This is a genomic window from Bacteroides acidifaciens, assembly GCF_024623065.1.
GTDB lineage: Bacteria > Bacteroidota > Bacteroidia > Bacteroidales > Bacteroidaceae > Bacteroides > Bacteroides acidifaciens.
In genome coordinates, this window is the sequence record NZ_JANJZR010000030.1 from 31,322 (window position 1) to 51,082 (window position 19,761).

The 19,761-nt window shown below is 38.4% G+C and carries 11 protein-coding genes and 2 pseudogenes; 1 reads left to right on the forward strand and 12 read right to left on the reverse strand.

Annotated elements, in window-relative coordinates:
* Positions 1 to 23: 23 nt before the first annotated feature.
* The 12 genes and pseudogenes from NSB03_RS10645 to NSB03_RS10700 all read right to left on the reverse strand — a co-directional run.
* Positions 24 to 1,037, reverse strand: a pseudogene (locus NSB03_RS10645) (glycoside hydrolase family 28 protein); the annotation flags it as partial.
* Complete coding sequence (locus NSB03_RS10650; RefSeq protein WP_257466381.1) at positions 1,019 to 1,144, reverse strand: hypothetical protein; 126 nt, start codon at positions 1,142 to 1,144, stop codon at positions 1,019 to 1,021. The gene NSB03_RS10650 and the pseudogene NSB03_RS10645, both read right to left, overlap by 19 nt.
* A gap of 266 nt (positions 1,145 to 1,410) precedes the next feature.
* Complete coding sequence (locus tag NSB03_RS10655; RefSeq protein WP_257466382.1) at positions 1,411 to 2,301, reverse strand: sugar phosphate isomerase/epimerase family protein; 891 nt, start codon at positions 2,299 to 2,301, stop codon at positions 1,411 to 1,413.
* Positions 2,302 to 2,602: 301 nt separating this feature from the next.
* A complete protein-coding gene (locus NSB03_RS10660; protein WP_024988373.1) occupies positions 2,603 to 4,867 on the reverse strand; it encodes a GH92 family glycosyl hydrolase in 2,265 nt (754 codons plus the stop codon).
* A gap of 7 nt (positions 4,868 to 4,874) precedes the next feature.
* On the reverse strand, positions 4,875 to 5,843 hold the full coding sequence (locus tag NSB03_RS10665) for a 1,4-beta-mannosyl-N-acetylglucosamine phosphorylase (protein WP_032844742.1): 969 nt from the start codon (positions 5,841 to 5,843) through the stop codon (positions 4,875 to 4,877).
* Between the two features lie 21 nt (positions 5,844 to 5,864).
* Positions 5,865 to 7,190 (reverse strand): MFS transporter, encoded by a 1,326-nt coding sequence (locus NSB03_RS10670; RefSeq protein ID WP_257466383.1) that lies wholly within the window; start codon positions 7,188 to 7,190, stop codon positions 5,865 to 5,867.
* Positions 7,191 to 7,287: 97 nt separating this feature from the next.
* Positions 7,288 to 9,492, reverse strand: a complete 2,205-nt coding sequence (locus tag NSB03_RS10675) for a glycoside hydrolase family 20 protein (RefSeq protein WP_024988374.1) — start codon at positions 9,490 to 9,492, stop codon at positions 7,288 to 7,290.
* A 261-nt stretch (positions 9,493 to 9,753) separates the two neighbouring features.
* Positions 9,754 to 10,701: a DUF4999 domain-containing protein gene (locus tag NSB03_RS10680; protein ID WP_024988375.1), complete on the reverse strand. Its 948-nt coding sequence runs from the start codon at positions 10,699 to 10,701 to the stop codon at positions 9,754 to 9,756.
* Between the two features lie 23 nt (positions 10,702 to 10,724).
* A complete protein-coding gene (locus tag NSB03_RS10685) occupies positions 10,725 to 11,924 on the reverse strand; it encodes a DUF1735 and LamG domain-containing protein (RefSeq protein WP_044656615.1) in 1,200 nt (399 codons plus the stop codon).
* A gap of 8 nt (positions 11,925 to 11,932) precedes the next feature.
* On the reverse strand, positions 11,933 to 13,072 hold the full coding sequence (locus NSB03_RS10690; RefSeq protein ID WP_024988376.1) for a glycoside hydrolase family 18: 1,140 nt from the start codon (positions 13,070 to 13,072) through the stop codon (positions 11,933 to 11,935).
* Positions 13,073 to 13,099: 27 nt separating this feature from the next.
* A pseudogene (locus NSB03_RS10695) lies at positions 13,100 to 14,648 on the reverse strand (SusD/RagB family nutrient-binding outer membrane lipoprotein).
* A 17-nt stretch (positions 14,649 to 14,665) separates the two neighbouring features.
* Positions 14,666 to 17,968 carry a TonB-dependent receptor gene (locus NSB03_RS10700; protein ID WP_024988377.1) on the reverse strand — a complete coding sequence of 1,101 codons (3,303 nt, stop codon included), beginning with the start codon at positions 17,966 to 17,968 and terminating at the stop codon, positions 14,666 to 14,668.
* A 379-nt stretch (positions 17,969 to 18,347) separates the two neighbouring features.
* Here NSB03_RS10700 and NSB03_RS10705 point away from each other — a divergent pair, with 379 nt between their 5' ends.
* Complete coding sequence (locus NSB03_RS10705) at positions 18,348 to 19,583, forward strand: site-specific integrase (RefSeq protein ID WP_024988378.1); 1,236 nt, start codon at positions 18,348 to 18,350, stop codon at positions 19,581 to 19,583.
* Positions 19,584 to 19,761: the final 178 nt, after the last annotated feature.

Here is a 19,761-nt window from a genome sequence, read left to right on the forward strand (position 1 = left end):
ATTCTAATTGATTTGATTCTGTTTTAATCCAGTTTGATTTTTTCGCCATTGACGGTTACATCATCCATCGTGATGCGTTCGCAATTTTCAAAGATACATTTCTGTTTTCCGCCCTGAATATGTATGTCACGCAATACAATATCAGAGATAGGAGCTTCTTCTAGTCCTACGATTTTGATAGGAGTCTTTACGTCTGTAACAGTCATCCCGCTGATATGTACATTGCGGAATACCGGAGTACGTTCGCTCTTTGGTTCTGCCGGCATTTTGCTGTATTTCAAATTCAATACGACAGCTTCCTGCTTGATATTACTCATCACAATATTGCTGACACGGATATCCTCAACGACTCCACCTCTTCCACGGGTTGACTTGATACGTATGCCACGGTCTGTTCCGTCGAACACACAGTTGGAAATAGTAACTTTACGTACACTTCCGCTCATCTCGCTGCCTATCACAACGCCGCCATGCCCGGAAAGCATTGTACAGTTCGTTATGGTAATATTCTCACAAGGCACCCCCAGACGGCGGGTTTGTGCATCCCTTCCCGATTTGATTGTGATGCAATCATCACCAACAGAAATATGGCAATCGCTGATATGTACATTCCGGCATGATTCGGGATTAATGCCGTCCGTGTTGGGAGAAGGAACATTATGGATGGTAATACCTTTTATAGTCACATTCTCACAAAATTCAGGATTCACTGTCCAGAAAGGGGAATTGACAATTTTTACTCCTTCAATCTTCACTCTCTTACAACGAACCGGCTGTATAAACGGCGGGCGGAAAAAGCGACGCTGCAAGGTGCTCACATAATCTTTATTCGTTTCGGCATAAATGGCAGTCGTATCGTTTTGGGTATCCCACATGGACTGGTATTTGTTTATATCACGCATACCATTATCTTTCAAGTCAATCATGACACGGAAAAACTCCATCCACCATTTCTTGCCTTGCCCGTCCAATGTACCCTCTCCTTTGATAGTTATGTTCTCGGCATCTACCGCATAAATCAAAGGTTGGAAACTTTTGTTTCATCCGCATCATCTCCTTTTTCACAAGCAGCAAAAAGAGCAAACAGCACCATCAAGGTCATGCTTGTACTCTTTTTATGCAAGAATCGGAATTTGTTTTTCATTGCGTAAAATTTTAAAATTAATAAATTATATCTTCTTATTTTTAGATGCATATTCAAATAAAGGACGTATAAATAATAAATATGTAATCACATAAAAAAGAAAAAAACTGTTTTTAACATTAACTTCTACAGTATCAAATTAAAAAACATAATCAGTTGTATACCCCATCATAACCAATCGTTCTTATGATACAAGTCAACCATATATTTACTCCAAACAAGTAATCGTTTCCATCAGACCAACCGCCTAATCATATCTATAAAATTTATTGTTGGAATACTTTTTTCAAATACTCTATATTTGTCCCATAATTCTTCCTCACATTCCGTACATCATCTTTATCCCGCGAACGTTCTACAACCAACCATCCACTCCACCCCATCTTATCGAGTGTCTTTTTCACCTTATTCATATCCAATCTTTTATTAAAAGGTAAAGTCACCCCATCGGTATCTGTACAGTGAATCTGGCAGATTCTCTTTTTCCCCAGAATCTTGAGCTCTTTACACAAATCCCTGCCATTCTCTAATGCATTCTGGAATTTAAAATAGATTTTAATACTGGGCGAATTAATTTCTCTCAACAGTTTTACATCTCCTCTAGCATCCAATTGGGTTTCAATACCAATAACTACTCCTTCAGAAGCAGCCATATCTCCTACCTCTTTCAAACGATTGACCACTTCCGCACGCAGTTCCGGTTCCTTTTCCCAACCGGCTTTTATTCCACCTAACGGAAGAAAAGCGACTTTAGCACTCATTACCTTCATTGCATTCAAGCAATCTTGTACCAGTTCCTTATAATTAGCACGTTCTAAAAAAGACTGTCCATAGAAACCGGACATAGCAACAGAAGGAACTTCCAATTGGAACTTCCGGGCAGTTTCACGAAACAGTTGTTGGAAATGAGATTCGCGCAGTTTGTTATCAAACATCTCCCTTTTACCAAGACCACCCATATCCAGTTCTACACCATCGCCATTCAATTCATGTACCAACTGGAACGAGCCTAACTTCTGACGCTTCAAAATCATCCAGTCACATACAGCAATCTTATAACGTTGCTCTTTTTGCTGTGACGCCGCAACAGCCAATAAAGGAAAACACTCCACCCATATCAGTATCCAAAGGATTTGTCCGAATAAATTCTTTTTCATTTTAATTCTATTATATGCTATTTGTATAATAGACGAATAAAGGAAGGTTTTGTAATCGCTTATGTAACAGAGAATAAATAAAAGAAGAAAGAGCAGATAAACAAGAAAGCAGGATTATGACGGTATCCGACTCGGATAGTGACGCTATTCCATCCATATAGTGACGCTATATCACGCGTATACCGTCACTCTTTTTACTGGATATAATGACAAGAACAAATGTAAAAAAAATGGGCTGCCGAACCCTGAAAAGTCCGACAGCCCTGTCAACCCAAAAACAATACCTATGAAACACTGTGTGTCACTTCAAATCAAAAAATATGCGTTGACCATGAACAAGTTCATCGTGTGTGATATGATATTTATTGAACTTCTTGCCATTCAATAACACCTTATTAATATATAGAGTGCCCGGTTGAGTACGATTAGTCTCAATCACCAATTCTTTTTCCTTATACCATTTTGGATTCAAACGAATTGTGACCTTGTCAAATACCGGAGTCGTCAATGTATATTCGGGCAGTCCCGGACAATCCGGATAGAAACCTATCATGTTGAAAATAGCCCATGAGGACATTGTTCCTGTATCATCATTTCCCGGAATACCATCTGGTTTTGTTGTGAAATACTTATCCAACAGACGTTGAGTCTCTTTCTGTGTACGCCATTCTTCACCTTTAAAGTATGAGAATAAATGAGGATAGGCAATATCCGGTTCATTAGCCGGATCATAAAGTCCTTCGTCAAAAACCATTTGCAACTTATCGATAAAAGATTTCTTTCCACCCATCAATTTAGCGAGCCCATATACATCGTGGGGTACATAGAATGTATAGTTCCACGCACTACCTTCATGGAAACCGGGATTCGGCTCGAAATTCTCTCCTTGTCTCGGATTAAACGGACTGTAAAAGGTTCCATCAGGAAGAATTGGACGGAATGTACCAAATTCTTTACTATAATAATGTTTATAGCCTAAAGAACGTTTATAGAACATTTCCGCATCTTTCTTTTTACCTAAAGCCTCAGCGAAGCGGGATAACGCAAAGTCTGCAATGTAATATTCCAACGCGTGGGATACGGAATTGTCATACTGTTCACGAAGAGGTACATACCCTTTTGACATATAATCATCATTATCCGGGCGCATCAGATTCTCCGCTCCCGGCAAAGTCGCTGATTTGTACATTGCTTCGTAAGCCAAGTCAACATCAAAGTCACGCAATCCTTTCATCCAAGTATCTACAATTACCGGAATACTAGGGTCACCTTCCATCGTCAATGTCTCTCTTCCATATAATTCCCATTTAGGCAACCAGCCGTGTTCCCGATACATATCAAGCATGGTACGGACCATCTCCATCTGGCGTTCCGGATAAACCAAGGTCAGCAATTGATGAACATTGCGGTAGGTATCCCAAAGAGAAAATACCGTGTAGCGGTCTCCCTTTGTTGTCATAATCTTATCGCTTTCCATTGCCGGATATTCTCCGTTGACATCTTGCAGGATATTCGGATGAATCAACAAATGATAAAGTGCCGTATAAAATACTGTTTTCTGAGCATCTGTCCCGCCTTCTACAGTTATACGTGACAAATCATCATTCCATTTTGCACGTGCGTCAGCATGGATTTGCTCGAAATTCTTCCCCGATTGTTCACGGTCCAGATTCAAGCGGGCATTCTCTATGCTGACAAATGAAACTCCCATTTGCACTTCCACTTGTTCACCTTCTTCCGTATCGAAAGAAAAGTAAGTGCCGATGTCATCACCTGCTATTTCTTTTCCATAACGGGTATACAATTTATACTTCCCTTGATCAGGATCCCATTCGGCTTCCACACCCGTCATCGGACGTTGCTTCTTCCAATATCCGGTTGCAGCAGGTGTCTTTTTAACCCGCATTACAAAATAAATAGGAAATACAGCCTGAGGATTATAACAAAATGTACCAAGCAATTTTACGCCTTCCACTTCACTATCGCTTACACGACGAAGCATGGCACCGCTTTCATTCGTCAGTCCTTCTCCCAGATTCAACAATATATGACTTTTGCCTTTTGGGAAAGTAAAACGGGCAATACTAGTACGTGGAGTGGCAGACACTTCTGTCTTTACATTATACTTAGTCAGATAGTTGGAGTAATAACCCGGTGAAGCCTGTTCATCCTTATATTTACTGCCGTATTCTTTATAATCTACATTCAGTTCTCCGGTAGTGGGCATCAATAATAAGGAACCTAATTCAGGACAACCGACTCCACTCAGATTCACATGAGCATATCCGGTAAAGAAACAGTTGGTATATTCATAAGGCGTAGACCACCATCGGGCATCTTTGTCATACGTATTCTCAGAAGAGCCCATCACGTTGAAAGGAACCACAGACATCATGCCATTCGGACAGATTGCCCCTGGGTTGGTAGTTCCGAAATTAGTAGTTCCGATAAAAGGATCTACGTAATCTATTAAAAGATTCTTTTTAGCAGGAGGGCTTCCCCCTTCCCCCGCATAAGCGGCAAGAAGGGAAAAAGCAAGTGTGTAAGTTAATATAATGCGTTTCATATCTTTATTAAATGATGCTCGTTCGTTTCGTGAAATCGATAATCTCTTTTATATACCCGAAGGCCATACCTACAACCGTATCTGCAGCGCCATAATAAACAGCAACACGTTCACCATCTTGCAAAGCAGCACAGGGAAATACGACATTAGGAACGTCACCCTGAAGTTCGTAAGGAGCAGCCGGACCAAGCAGATATTCACGTGTACGGTAAAGGACTTTTTCCGGATGATCTTTATCCAATATCGCAGAACCCATTGCATATCGAAAACCGTTGCAAGTAGTGATAACACCGTGATAGAAAAGCAACCATCCTTCATCTGTAAGGAAAGGTACTGAACCAGCACCAATCTTTGTACACTGCCAAGCGCTTTCCGGGAAAGGAGTCACTTTCATTACACAACGGTGTTCACCCCAATACTTCATATCCGGGCTATAGCTGATGTATATATCGCCAAACGGAGTATGTCCATTATCACTGGGACGACTCAACATCGCATACTTGCCATCGATCTTCTGCGGGAAAAGTACCCCGTTACGATTGAAAGGCAAGAAAGCATTCTCGCACTGGAAAAACTCCTTAAAGTCAAAAGTATAGGCAATACCAATCGTAGGACCATGATAACCATTACACCAAGTCACCCAATAACGGTCTTCAATCCATGTAACACGAGGGTCGTATTTATATTCCGACTCGATCATTTCCGTGTTGCCTGCTTTAAACTGAATAGGTTCATGATTGATATCCCAATGAATTCCGTCCTTACTAAAACCTGCAAAGATATTCATCTGTACAGCTTTGTTATCACAACGGAATACACCGGCAAAACCATCCTCAAAAGGAACAACAGCACTATTGAAAATACTATTAGATGAAGGAATATGATAACGTCCGATAACTGGATTTTGTGAGTAACGCCACATTACGTCCGTACATCCGACAGGACGATCTTCCCAAGGAATTTGAATCTTATTCATAATCAATGTTTTTTATATTATTTATTTTTTTGAATCATCATACGTAAAAGGTATGAAGTAAGTAATCAGAAAAGCAGGAATAGTCGCAATCAAGACATAAATAAAGAAGTTCCGATAGCCCAGCAAGTCACTAAGATAGCCACTCGCCATTCCTGGAAACATTACTCCTAAGTTCATAATTCCTGATGCAAATGCATAATGCGACATCTGATGTTTTCCCGGAGCAATCTGTTGCATCATAAACAATGTCAGTCCGACAAAACCAAAACCATATCCGAAATATTCCATCGTTATACATGTTCCTATCAGATACACGTCAGTAGGCTGTACAACTGCCAGGAAAGTATATGCGACAAACGGAAGATTAAATATACAACAAAGAGTAAAAAGTGTCTTCTTCAATCCGAACTTGGAGACATAAATACCTGCCAACAAAGAGCCAAGTACAAAAGCTGCAGAACCAAAAACTCCATTTAACGTACCAATCTCCGTCAAGGACAATCCTAACCCACCGACATCTCTTGAAGCACGCAGAAATAACGGCGCAATCTTCATGATAAATCCTTCCGCCAGGCGATATAAAACAATAAAGCAGATATAATAGAAAATATGTTTCTTTGTTAAGAAGGCTTCAATAACCGTCATCAATTCTCTTTCAATCTCTGACGTCGTTTTCTTCGTTGTTGACGGAATTTGTGAAGAGGGCAAAACTTTTATATGGTAGATGCCAATCAGCACCATAATCGCTGCAATCACCGCAAAAATGATCATCCATGCAGATGTATATGCTCCTTTATTAGCTTCTATAGAAGCGCCTTCTATGGCTCCAAAATGTTCGGCCAATGCGCCTGCCATAGCAACCAATCCACCATTGGCAACTAATTTGGCTACATTATAAAAAGCACCTTGTACTCCAATATATTTCGCTTGATCTTCTTTGTTTAATTCGGCCATATACACACCGTCACAGGCTATATCGTGTGTTGCTCCACTAAAAGCTATTATAGCCATTGTAGAAATACTTATGGCAAAAAAGTAATCGAAGAATAAAGAAAAGGCTACTATACCAAACAAGATTCCACTCAGCAATTCTGTGACCAATACAAAGAATTTCTTTGTTCGATACATTTCAAGAAAAGGACTCCATAAGAATTTAAATGTCCAAGGTGCCATAATAAGGGAAGTCCACAAGGTGATTTGTGTATCGGAAATTCCCAAATCCTTAAACATGAATACGGAAACCAGATTAATAGCAATAAAGGGAAGCCCCATTGCAAAATAAGCGGTAGGAACCCAGCAAGCCGGGCTGATAGACTTTTGTTGAGAAGCAGTTTTATTCTGTTGCATAAATCATAGTATATAGATAAAAAAAACATTTTTCTAACTCATCTATATATAATACAACTAAAAGGGAGAAACTACTAACGTCTCCCCCTACTTTTTTTTATTTTATTATCACTTCGTCTATGAAAAACCATGAAGGATGCCCGACACCATAATGCCAGGTCGGACATTCTTTCGTTCCTGTAACTTCCACTTTTACATAACGTGTCTTTATCGGCGTTGCAGATTCTGTCTTGACCCCACGGAATCCGACCTTACCGGAGCGTTCCTCTGCCAAATCAGTCGTGCCCCACAAAGTATATTGTTCTCCATCCGTCGAATAAGAATAGGTAACTTGCAAAGGAAAGAGAATCCACGCCCCTATCTGATGTAAGAAATCTGTTTCTACACTATGAATCTCCTTTTCTGCTCCTAAATCTATGATGAACGCACCATCGGTTCCTTCCCAGCCTACCCAACTGTCAACAAAAGTAGCTCCGCCAAACAGTCCGTCCACTAATGCCGTCTTTCCTATTTCTACATATTTTCCGGTAGGCGGAATAATATAAGAAACCTTGGCTCCTAATGCCAAACTCCGTTCGGTCTGCGGCATATAACGTTTACGGTATAGATCGCAGTACTCTATCGGTGAATTAGAACGTTCATTCAATGTAGGAACATTAAACTCTTTCACTCTCTCCTCAAAAAGTGTCAACTTTTTATCTATATCAGCTAAGTCTTTCACGGTTTCCGTACGCGCTATTTCCAACTCAGAATACTGAAGCGGCAAACGGGCACGCTGAACTCTTTTCAAGAATGTATCATTTGCTTCAACTGCTTTTTCCGCCAAGTCAAACAAATCATTGTAACGACGCATCAAGACCGGTTTCAACATTCCATATTTATGGGAGACAGGCGAATCATAAATCCATAGTCTTTGTCCACTGCCAATCAACGCACCTTCCATCACTTTTATATATTGATAAAGATAAGGTGCAGCTTCGCCATAGTAGCCATGCAGAAAATGTTGCATTAATGAGTCTACATTAGCTTCCGGATTCCACATCAACTTCGACACCAGATAAGCACGCAACTCTGCAAAGTCTCCACCCCTGCTTCCTGCTATCTGAGAAAAGTGCATGGTGGCATGATTCTTCTTGAAAAGGCGGATATTATCCTGCAAGATATGGAAATTGGGGAATGGAGCAAGATAATTATCAAAGTTAATACCATAATCCCAAACAAATATATTATCAGTTATAGCAGACCAGCCCTCCATTGCCTTCACAAATTGCTTACCTGAAGCATTCTCAGTCAATGTCACTTCGCGGTCACAATCAATATCACAAAGCATTATATTTACATTAGGCAATGGTTTCACATGCTTCGGCGGGTTCATTGTATATAAATAAGCCAAGGTAGAAAACTCCTTATCAGGAAAACGGGTAGCCAATTTATTCAAAAAGGTGATTATACTCCCTGACAATGCCCCTTCCCTATCATCAATAGCCTTACATACATCACAAGTACAATTTGTATAGTTACCGTCATTCTGGCTTACAGACATAATGTGTTTATCAGGATTTGCCTTAAAAATAGAATCAACGCGTTGTGCTACAATCTCAAAGACTTCCGGGTTACTCAAGCACCACTGGCTAGCCTTTCCCGGATGACGCTTCCCCTTAAAATAAGAATAATATTCAGGATGTTCTTTTCCATAGACAGAGGAAGGTAATAATTTATCAAAAGTATGTACCCAGTAACCGGCAGCAAACACCTCATCAGGTTCTTCCAAGCGATTCCACCATTTATAGACGGAATCTGTACGGATGGCATAACACTGTGTCTGGCGATAACGGAAAGCCGGATTATCTGTTTTATTAATTAAAGGCAGAATTATCGTTTTTTGAGGAGTAAAAGAATATTCATTTTCTCCCCAGTAATCAACACCTAAGTATTGTTCTAATAGAGATACAATTCCATAAACAACACCGTTGTCCTTACCTGAAACTCTCAAGATACCATCTTTGGTGGAAATAGAGAATCCATCCTCTGTCACTTCTTGAGCAGTCTCTCCACCAATAAGGATATCTCCTTTTTGTGGAGTCTGATTTATGACAATAGGCAAAGTTTTACTTGTAATCTTTTGAAAGAAAGATTGAAAGAGATTAGCCGCTACCTTATTTACTTGGATGTCTTCTTTTAATATAATCTTTACTTTTGTTTTTCCGTCTTTTATTAAAAGCGTTTGGGCATATGCAAAGGACGTGCATATCCATGCACTCAAAAAGAACATTAGCGTTCTCAAAACCGGTTTTAGATTCATGTTTCTCATGATTATTGTTAATGGTGTTATATAAAGAATACAACTAGATGAACTACAAGACTAAACCAAAGCCTGTTCTTTTAATGCTTATTAAGAATTTAGAGGTTAAACCTTCCTATATAATTAAAACAATCCTCAAACTCTGCATATTTCTTTACTATCAAGTACACAAAAAGTTCTCTTTATAACTTTGATAAAGAGAACTTTTATTCATTTAAGAAAGACTCGTAAAATCAATCTTACATTACCTAATTCTTATAACTACTCATTTTTCAATTCATAGACATTAAATTCTGTAATATCTGTTCGTCCGCTTGTAGCAATCGTAAGAATCTGATATTTCAAATAACGAGTAGTTATAGGAGAAATAAATGTAATATTCTGTGCAGAACCAGATGTAGCTAAAGTACTTAATGATTTCCAAGTAATGCCATCTGTAGACTGGAATATTTCTACTTCTCTGGGAGCATACGCATTCCCCCAATGGTTTGTTTTTATACCGGCTAATACTTTAGCTTCTCCCAAATCAACAGTAAACCAAAACCCTACATTATCACGGGCAATATCTGAATTTCCACCGTCAATCAACTTATCTCCTGAACCTTCAACCCCTTCTTCTACATTAATTATCCAACCTGAACGGTCACTAATAAGTTGGCCATTAGTAGGAATACCACCTTTTAAATTACTATAAGCAGCTTTATTTATAACAACTGGCAAGGTACTCAAGCTGTTGCTAATTACTGTGTTTTTATCATTGGTGGTTACATTGCCAATTGATACATTGAAAGAAAAACTTGTTTTCTCCATGACACTGGCAAATATCGCCGGTTCAACTGTTGCAGTGATTTCTTCAGAAATCATCTGACCTTCTTTAAGGGTTACTTGTGAGGAACTTAAAGTAATCTGGTTTGCATCAAGCCCTTCGGTTTCACTATTTACACTTAATGTGACAACCATATCAGTGGAGACTGCTTTCTGTGTTTTTACAGTAAAAACCATTTTAATTTCATCTCCCCCAACCCCATTCGCATCATGGGTTAGATTGAACTTCTTTACATCCCCTGACAAATAGTCATTTCTCTGTAAAGACACATACGTAGCATTCCACTCATTAAAAACTTCTTCGTCATCACTACAGGAAGAGATGAAAGGGACAAACAAGCCGAGTAGAGTTGCTATTGATAATGATTGAAATATATTTTTCATATACACATACAATTAAATTATTACTATTTCCATTCGGTAGCCTTATCCGTAGACAAAATACCGTCAATCCATGTAGGAGTAGCAGAAGTAGTTAAAGTATGCCCTTTACCGGTTGCATCTTCAAACACATTACCCTGTCCTTCATTGAAACGCCAATAGGCTTCCAATCCCACAGACTTAGGACTAACCTGAGTCATATTATTCTGAATCTGAGAAGCAGTACGAACTACAGACCAGATACGTGCCTCACTCATCAATATTTTACAGTTTCCCCATCTACTATAAGAATCATCACCTAAACTGAACCAATTTACATCGGAGAAAGTTGTTGCTCCTGTTGGGATACTCAGTACCCCCGAATCAACTCCGTTTATGTAAAGTCGATAGCTGGAACCATCACAAACCAATGCCAGATGTTGCCATTCGTTTGGCTTGAAAGAATTACTTGGATTCAAATAAAGTCGGTTGCGTCCTACAATCTGTACTAATGAGTGTGCCTTATAATTTTCATTATCACTTTGAGGGTCCTCAAAACGTAAAAGTATAAAGCTTGCATCATCTCCTCCGTTCTTAAATACTGCACGGTCACGGTCAGCTGTGTTAGCTACCTGGAAACGAACCTCTATCGTATATTGGGAATATGTTTCAGGGGATTCTGTGAATTTATTAGCTTTTAAACTAGGAGCACCAACGAACATCGGAGCTGAAAATTCGATAATACTTTCTGCCAAAATAACAAAAGTTCCAGTATTTTCCATCGGTGAAATACTTCCATCTTGTAACACCAGTTTAACAGGTAGTGCGTATGATTCTCCCGATTTCATCATTTCTTGGCTGAAAGCCTTCAAGGCAATAGAGAGAGCATCGGTCGCATATTGTCCGGCTTTCACTGTAATAGTCTCCGGTAATGTATAATAGCCTTCCGGCAACATTATATATCCTGTACCATTAATGTGATTATAAGCATCCAATACCGATTGGTCTGTAACCAATTTATAATGATTGTCTGTAGAAGAAATATTACTAAGGTGTACATTTAAAGTCGTAAAACTTTCTCCAGTAGCCTGTACTGTCACTTTCTGGCTTGTGCCCGAAAGCGCTTCTTCAATATAAGCGTGTGTATCCAAGGTATCATATTTCGCATCTCCGCAACTTACGATACTTCCTAATCCTGCTATTACTGCGAAGAAGCATAAGATTTTTATATAATTCATACGTTTCATAGTTTACATTAATTTTTAAGTAATGAATGTGATGAGGGATTCATGATTTGAATAGCATGACGTATATTTTTATATTCAGGTGAAGTTCCATACTCTGCTTCCATATGATAGGTTCCTGCACCACCTTTGCGGAAACCATTACTTGGTTGCCAGCGCGCCATTCCTTCGAGAGATTTCATTCTATTACCATAACGATCAGTGTAATCATATCCGCCGTTCATAGCAGCGTCGGTAGCCTCGAAATTCTCGGTCATGATGGTCATCTTTGTAATTTGTTCTTCAGACATGACACTACTATATGTTTGAACAAGTCCTGCACCTGCCACACCACCTGTAATAAGACGTTTGTCAAGTTTTGAATCACTACCAGGACTGCTGTCATTGTAAGCCTGAATGATAAAATAGTCAAAATATAGCCCGACTTCAGGTCTACCCGTTATGCTCTGTGGTTCACCGTCAATAACTAATAATTTGCCGGTTCCTGATTTCGGACCGAAATATTTGCCTAGCTCATCAACGAATGCAAACATTCTATCATCTTCGTCTACGATATTACCAGAATTACCGAAATTGGGTTCATAGTCGATATCAAACCCATCGTAACCATATTTGTTTACTGTATCGGCAATGGCACTTGCATATTTGCGAATGGATGCTTCAATTGCTTCCTTATTTGATTCATCGGAAGGCCATCCCCAAAAATCGTTTACAGCTTCTTTTTCGGATGAAAATCCCATATTTTCCCAATTATCACGAATATTCTGCGGAGTAATTTGATCGCCCACACTTCTGATAATAAAGCACATAGTAAAACGAGTTCCTTTAATTTGTTGGCAAAATTGTAGATCTTTTTTTTGAGCTTCTGTTATGTTCGACCAATTTCCCCAAATAGAAACAATATCTACACTATCAGGAATACCGGCTAAAGAACTCTTCATAAAAGCACCTTCACCACTCCAACCACCGAACCAACCGAAAGCAACTTGATGATCAGTTTTCTTATAAGCCCTTAAAGCTGCATAATATTCATCTGACACGATTGATTCCGGAAAAGTTTTTGCTTCCGACTCCGTCCAATCACTGCAACCTATCAAAGATGTTGTTGCCAATGATATGAGTACAATGTATAATAAATAAATTTTCTTCATAAAAGTCCTTTTTATGTATTATATAAATTAGTTCTTTTTCGCCCATTTCAGATCAGTGGCTTCATTATCAGCACCGCCAAGTTCTGCAACCCCTTGATCATAATTGGCTTTATTATTCTGCGCCTCTGTATAAGGAAAACTCAAACGACGCATACCACGCTGGCTGCTCACGCCACAGTCAGATAAATTGTCGATACAAGGATAAAGTTCCGGATAGCCTGTACGACGATATTCAGCCCATGCCTCGAGTCCCAGCGGATAATTGGCAATCCACTTTTGAGTAATGATACGCTGGAAATTCTTCCCATTTACATTGTCAGCTTCGCTATCATCCCACTTCACACTAACGGTATTAGTAATCGTAGCAGTAGCGTTTTGTACAGCGTCACTTTCATGTGATACCACTGGAGCTTCATCTATCTTCAGATATTCGGTAGCTGAAACCTGATACTGCTCCATAGACAAATTGATGCCGTCTTCATAGTAAACTTTTGCCGTTTTAGTGCCTACATTCCAGCCACGCAATTTTCCTTCAGCACGTAAAAAAGCTGTTTCAGCAGCACAGAAAACCATTAATTTAGAAGTTGCCGTATAGGCAGGAATAGAGAAACCTGCTGCGTCTGCCTTTTTAAAATCAGCATCGCCTGTACGCATACCTACATATTGATCTGTTTTTCCGGTAAGAGTAGATTTATTAAAAAATTTCGACATACGCGGGTCATCATATGCGTTCATATAATCTACAATATTTGCATTCACCCGCAAATCTCCCCAACTGACAGCAGCCAGCTGATATGGATTACTTTGTGTTCCACAAGAAAGCATGGCATTGTCCGAATTACTTTCAATCAAGCCGGCTTTATGTATTACTGCAGCTTCAGCCGCTTCCTTAGCAATACCAGGCCATGTTCCGCTAATTCGCATTGCAACACGTAAGCGCATTGAATTTGCCAATTTCGCCCAACCGGAATAATTTCCCTCAAAAACAGGATCATTAGCTCCTAATGGTGCATTACCATTAGTCTCCACATAATAATTATACAGAACGTCAGCAGCATTGGCTAAATCACTTAATATATTTGTGTAGACCTGTTCCTGAGTATCATAAGAAACATAAAAATTACCTTTCTTCACTTGGCTATAGCATCGGTCCATAACAGTCTGCAACACGGAGCATTGTTATGGCACGTATCATGCAAGCAAAAGCATAATAATGTCCCGTAGAATTTGTCGCTTCTTGTATCTGAAAAAAGTTTCCATATATTTTTTCAAACGGAGTATTCCAGGGAGTAGCATTCCATGCATCACTTTGATTGAATGTACTAAAATTAGTTCCACTCCATGTGTTAGAACAACACAAGTAACCGCCTAACTGTCCCACCATCTGGTCTTGCATTTGAGAGTCATTCTGCTGAATATTCACAATTGTTTCAATCATAGATTTCATCAGAGTAGCTGGGTCAGCATCATGGATTTGATATTGATTCGTGTTATACTCTTCAAATTTATCAGTACAACTTCCTGCCAGCAACAAGAGAGCGGCACCGACCGTGATATTTCTTAAATATTTTCTCATAACATTAGCTTTTTCTTTTAGAATTGAACTTTCACATTAAAACCGAAATTACGCAAGCTAGGTTGCATAAAGTAGTCTACATTCATATAATAGTTACTGGAAGTAGAAGCAGACAATTCCGGATCAAACGGAGCTTTACAGTAAATCATCCATAGATTACGTCCTACGACACCCAAAGTAACATTTGCTACATTTTTAAACCACTTTCTTGGAAGTGTATAATTCAAGCTTAATTCTTGTAAACGTACATTGGTTGCACTATATAAGTAGTAACGACCATAACCACCTTCACCTGTACTGATAGTCTGATAATACTTCTGGGCATCAACCTTACCATTATTGATGGGCGTACCACCATTATCACGGACAGAAGCAGATACTTCAGACACTCCATAATAATCCAAAATACCTTGAGTAGCCGAGTAAGCTAATCCACCTACACGTGCGGACAACACAACCCCCAAGTCAATACCTTTGTAAGTGAAATGATTGATCCATCCTAAATTGAAGTCAGCATCCAGATTACCGACTTTCACTGGAGTATTTGATGAAGTAATCCCCAGATTACCATTCTGGTCAACTTTTATATTACCATTATTATCCTTGGTCAGTTGGTTATATACATAGATATCGGTCATAGAACCGACTTCTGTCAAAATAACACGGGGAGCTACATTTTCTTTACCTAACCAACCTACATTCATCTCGTCCATCTGAATAGCCTCTCCGGTCACCGGATTAACACTACCACTAGCTAACCGTTTCACCTTGTTGCGATTTAAAGTAAAAGTTGCATTAGAAGACCAACCGAAACCTGCCCATTTATCACTAAAGCCTAAAGCCAGTTCAATACCTTGATTCTGCACATCACCTGCTTGAACTATTGCTTGTTTATAACCGGAAGATGACGGAATATCCACCTTAAATGTCTGATTCAATGTATTGGAACGGTAATAAGTAGCATCCAGGCTAAAGCGATTCTCCCAGAATTTCAAATTTAAACCAATTTCCCATGATTTTGTTTTTTCCGGTTTCATGTTTTCCATCGGATAAACGGTTGGATTTGCCCAATTATGTGTCTGGCTATTGTATTCATATCCGGGATTAGTAAGGAAGCGATCGAAAGAAGATGCTACCACTGTATAGGAACCACGTACTTTAGCATAAGTTATCAACTCCGGAAGTTCAACCATTTCTGACAGTAAAGCCGACAAACCAACTGATGGATAGAAGAATGATTTTTGTTTGGAGAAAGCTAATTTAGAATCCCAGTCATTTCGTCCTGTCAATGTTAAATACAACTGATTTTTCCAACTTAATTCTGCGCTGGCAAAAATACTCTGAATTTCATCTTTATATCCGGTAGGATCCGGTTTGTAATTAGAAGAGAAATTTATATTATTAACCTGAAAGAAGTTCGGAATGACCAAGTCACCGGCAAAATACAATTGATCCATTGAAGTATGGTAAATGGAAGCCCCCACATTGGCAGTCAAATGGAAATCACCGAAAGTCTTGTCTATATTAGCCAAAACATCTGCATACAAAGAACGTTCTTGCCTCATGGCATCCTCGAAACCACCACTTACTCCACAAAATGTGGTTAATGTAGAAGCTGACTTCTCATTCTTGTTCCGATAGTCAGAGTTGTCCAGATTCACACGTCCTACGATGTTAATCCAATCTGTCACCTTCCATTTCAAAGAAGCGTTCAGCATATAACGTTTTTTATCGGAAGTACGGATTATACGGTTCTGTACCCAATACGGATTCTGTAATGACAAACTTGCGTCTCCATAAGGCCAATACTGTTCCATATAACCGTAATTTGTGTTGTAACGTTCATACAAACGGATTTCATCAAAATTATCTCCGCGGGGAAATAAATACAATGCAGGAAGTGGATTATAATACTGCCCTTGGGAAACCATGTTTTTATTATTTTGAATAATATATTGCGCACCAATATCCAAAGTCAATCTGTCATTCAGGAAATTCGTAGTATTACGTGCTGTAAAATTATAACGATTATAAGAGTTGTTAGGAAGAATACCACCAGAATTAGTAGTAGAAGCTGAAAGATAAGTCTGATTCTTTGAATTCCCGGTAGACAAAGCTACTGAGTTGATAACATTCGTACCAGTTTCAAAAAAATTAGATGGATCATATCTGCGGTCTGTCAGTTCTCCCCAACTAAACAATCCAGAGCTTGTACCATAACGATTCTGCATATCAGGCATAATATATGCTTTGGAAAAAGTAGTGCTATTAGACACCGTAATCGTAGTTTTCTCAGTCTGCCCTTTTTTAGTAGTAATCAAAACCACCCCATTGGCAGCAGAAGAACCATAAAGAGCAGCTGCAGAAGGTCCGGTCATCATACTGATACTAGCAATATCGTCTGGATTTAAGTCTGCTACGGCATCCGACCCACCCATGTCACCAAATAATCCTTCACCACCGCTTTTACCTGTATTGAAGATAGGTACACCATCAATCACATATAATGCATTATTGTCTTTAGTTAATGATTTCATACCACGCATTACGACACGTGCTGCACCACCAGCGCCAGTAGCACCACTACTGATTTGAACCCCTGCCACCTTTCCAGCTAACGAATTCATAAAGTTAGCATCCTTTACAGCTGTTATTTCGTCGCCTTTTACCTCTTGTACATTATAACTTAATGCCTTTGTTGCACGCTTGATACCCAAGGCAGTAACAACCACTTCATCCAATGTTTGAGTATCTTCTCCCATTACAATTTTCAGGGGTTGTGTATTAGCTAGCGTGATTGCTTGGGAGGCATAACCGATATAGGATACTTCAAGTACATCACCTTTTGCAGCTTGTATTTTGAAATTTCCATCCATATCAGTAATAGTACCATTTGAAGTTCCTTTCACTAAGACACTAACCCCGATCAACGGTTCACCTTTTGCGTCTGTTATAGTACCACTTGCAGCAATCGGTGTTTTTTTCTGTTGGTCTACTTTCGTATTTTTAGCAGAAAGTACAATATGGTTATCGACTATTGAAAAACTGGTATTGACACCTTTGAACAATTGATTCATTACATTATTCAAAGATTCTTTTGATACTTTGATAGATATGATGCGATTAATATCGACATCATTTGTGTTATATACTACTGACATTGAAGTTTGCTTCTCTATTTCTTTCAATGCAGTGTTTAGGGGTACTTTTGATAGATTAAGAGTAATTGTCCGTTCTTGCCCATAGACTGAAGCAAAACACGAAAATAACAAAAGGAAGAATAACAAGTACGGAAACTTGTGTTTTATAATTTCTTTCATCTTATTCTTATTAATTAGAAATAGTTTTTTAGATAAAATTCAATAAACGATAAGTAGTATTATCGCTTTTTACACGAAGGCTTCATGTATTTCTGTCTCTCATAATCACTAAATTTAAAGGTTACACTTAAAACATTTTTTCATAAGCGCTTATTCAACAGTAATACAATTTATATTGTAACCATACTAAACGAAGATAAGATTTTTTTTTGAAAAAAATAAGGAAATCAATATTACAATCGAAATATGAACACATAAATAATTGATAAATAAAATTTTATGCGATTTATTATAATTAGGCTGATTTATTACCTTTGCATGCATTTTGCATACAATTTCCATATGCTTAGATTAATGTATAGATATAAACATTCATTTTATGTTCAAATATTCAAGAGATGGAGTTTCAGTATTAACCATATTAGATACCAGAAGAGCCAAAAAGAGTGGAATGTTTCCTATTAAAGTCCAAGTAGTATTTAAGAGAAAACAAAAATATTACTCGACTGGGAAGGAGTTGTCAAAAGAAGATTGGGAAAGATTGCTAAAAGCCAAAAGTAAACTTTTGACTGAAATACGGTCAGATATTGAAAGTAGTTTTTCTACTATTAAACAACAAGTTAACGAGCTGATACAGAAAGGAGAATTTAGTATTGAAGCTTTGAATATAAGGTTAGGTAGGCAGCTGAAAGATATGAATCTGCATAGTGCTTTTAGTCTAAAAATGAAAGAACTAAAAGATAACGAGCAAGCGAGTACTTACTTAAACTATCAAAGTGCTTTAAAAAGTTTGGAGAATTTTGGAGGTACATGTGTCCCATTAGAAAGGATAACAGTTGATTGGCTAAAACGCTGCGAGCGTTATTGGCTTTCAGAAGGCAAAAGCTATTCAAGTATCAGTATTTATTTTCGAGCTTTGAAATGCATATTAAATCGAGCTGTACGTGATGGTCTTTTAAAAGAATCATCTTTTCCTTTTGGAAAAAATAGATATGAGATTCCTGAAGGATGTGGACGCAAACTAGCACTTAGCCTGCCAGAAATAAAGAAAATAATGTCTTATCAAGATGAAGTAAAAACAGTAGAAGAGTTCCGAGACCTATGGGTGTTTTCTTATTTATGCAATGGAATTAATTTTATGGATTTATTATTTCTTCAATATTCAAATATCGTGGATGGAGAAATATGTTTTGTGCGTTCTAAAACATCTAGAACTGCAAAACATAGTAAAGAGATACATGCCACCATTACACCTGAAATGTGGAATATCATTCATAAATGGGGGAATCCACAGGTAAGTCCACAAACATACATCTTTAAATATGCAAAAGGAACTGAAAACGCGTTTGAAAGAATCAGACTAGTCCGACGCATTGTTACTAAATGTAATAGAAGGCTCAAGAAAATAGCTCAAAGTACAGGTATTGCTCAACTGACAACTTATACCGCCAGACATTCGTTTGCCACAGTACTGAAACGTGCCGGTGCTAAAACATCTTATATTTCTGAAAGCTTGGGACACTCTAATTTAGCTGTTACAGAGAATTATTTAGCTTATTTTGAAAAGGAAGAAAGAATCAAAAATGCTCAATTATTAACCGACTTTAATCTATAAATTAAGATAATGTATGCAAATTGCATGTACAACTCTTATTTTTTCATGTAAATCGACAAAAAGATTTGTGAAAAAATAAGAGTAATATATATTATTATATCGTAACCATTCTATTTTCCGCCTTGACACGCATCGCAACCCAGCATATCTTTGCGGCATAACCAATTACTAACAAAGA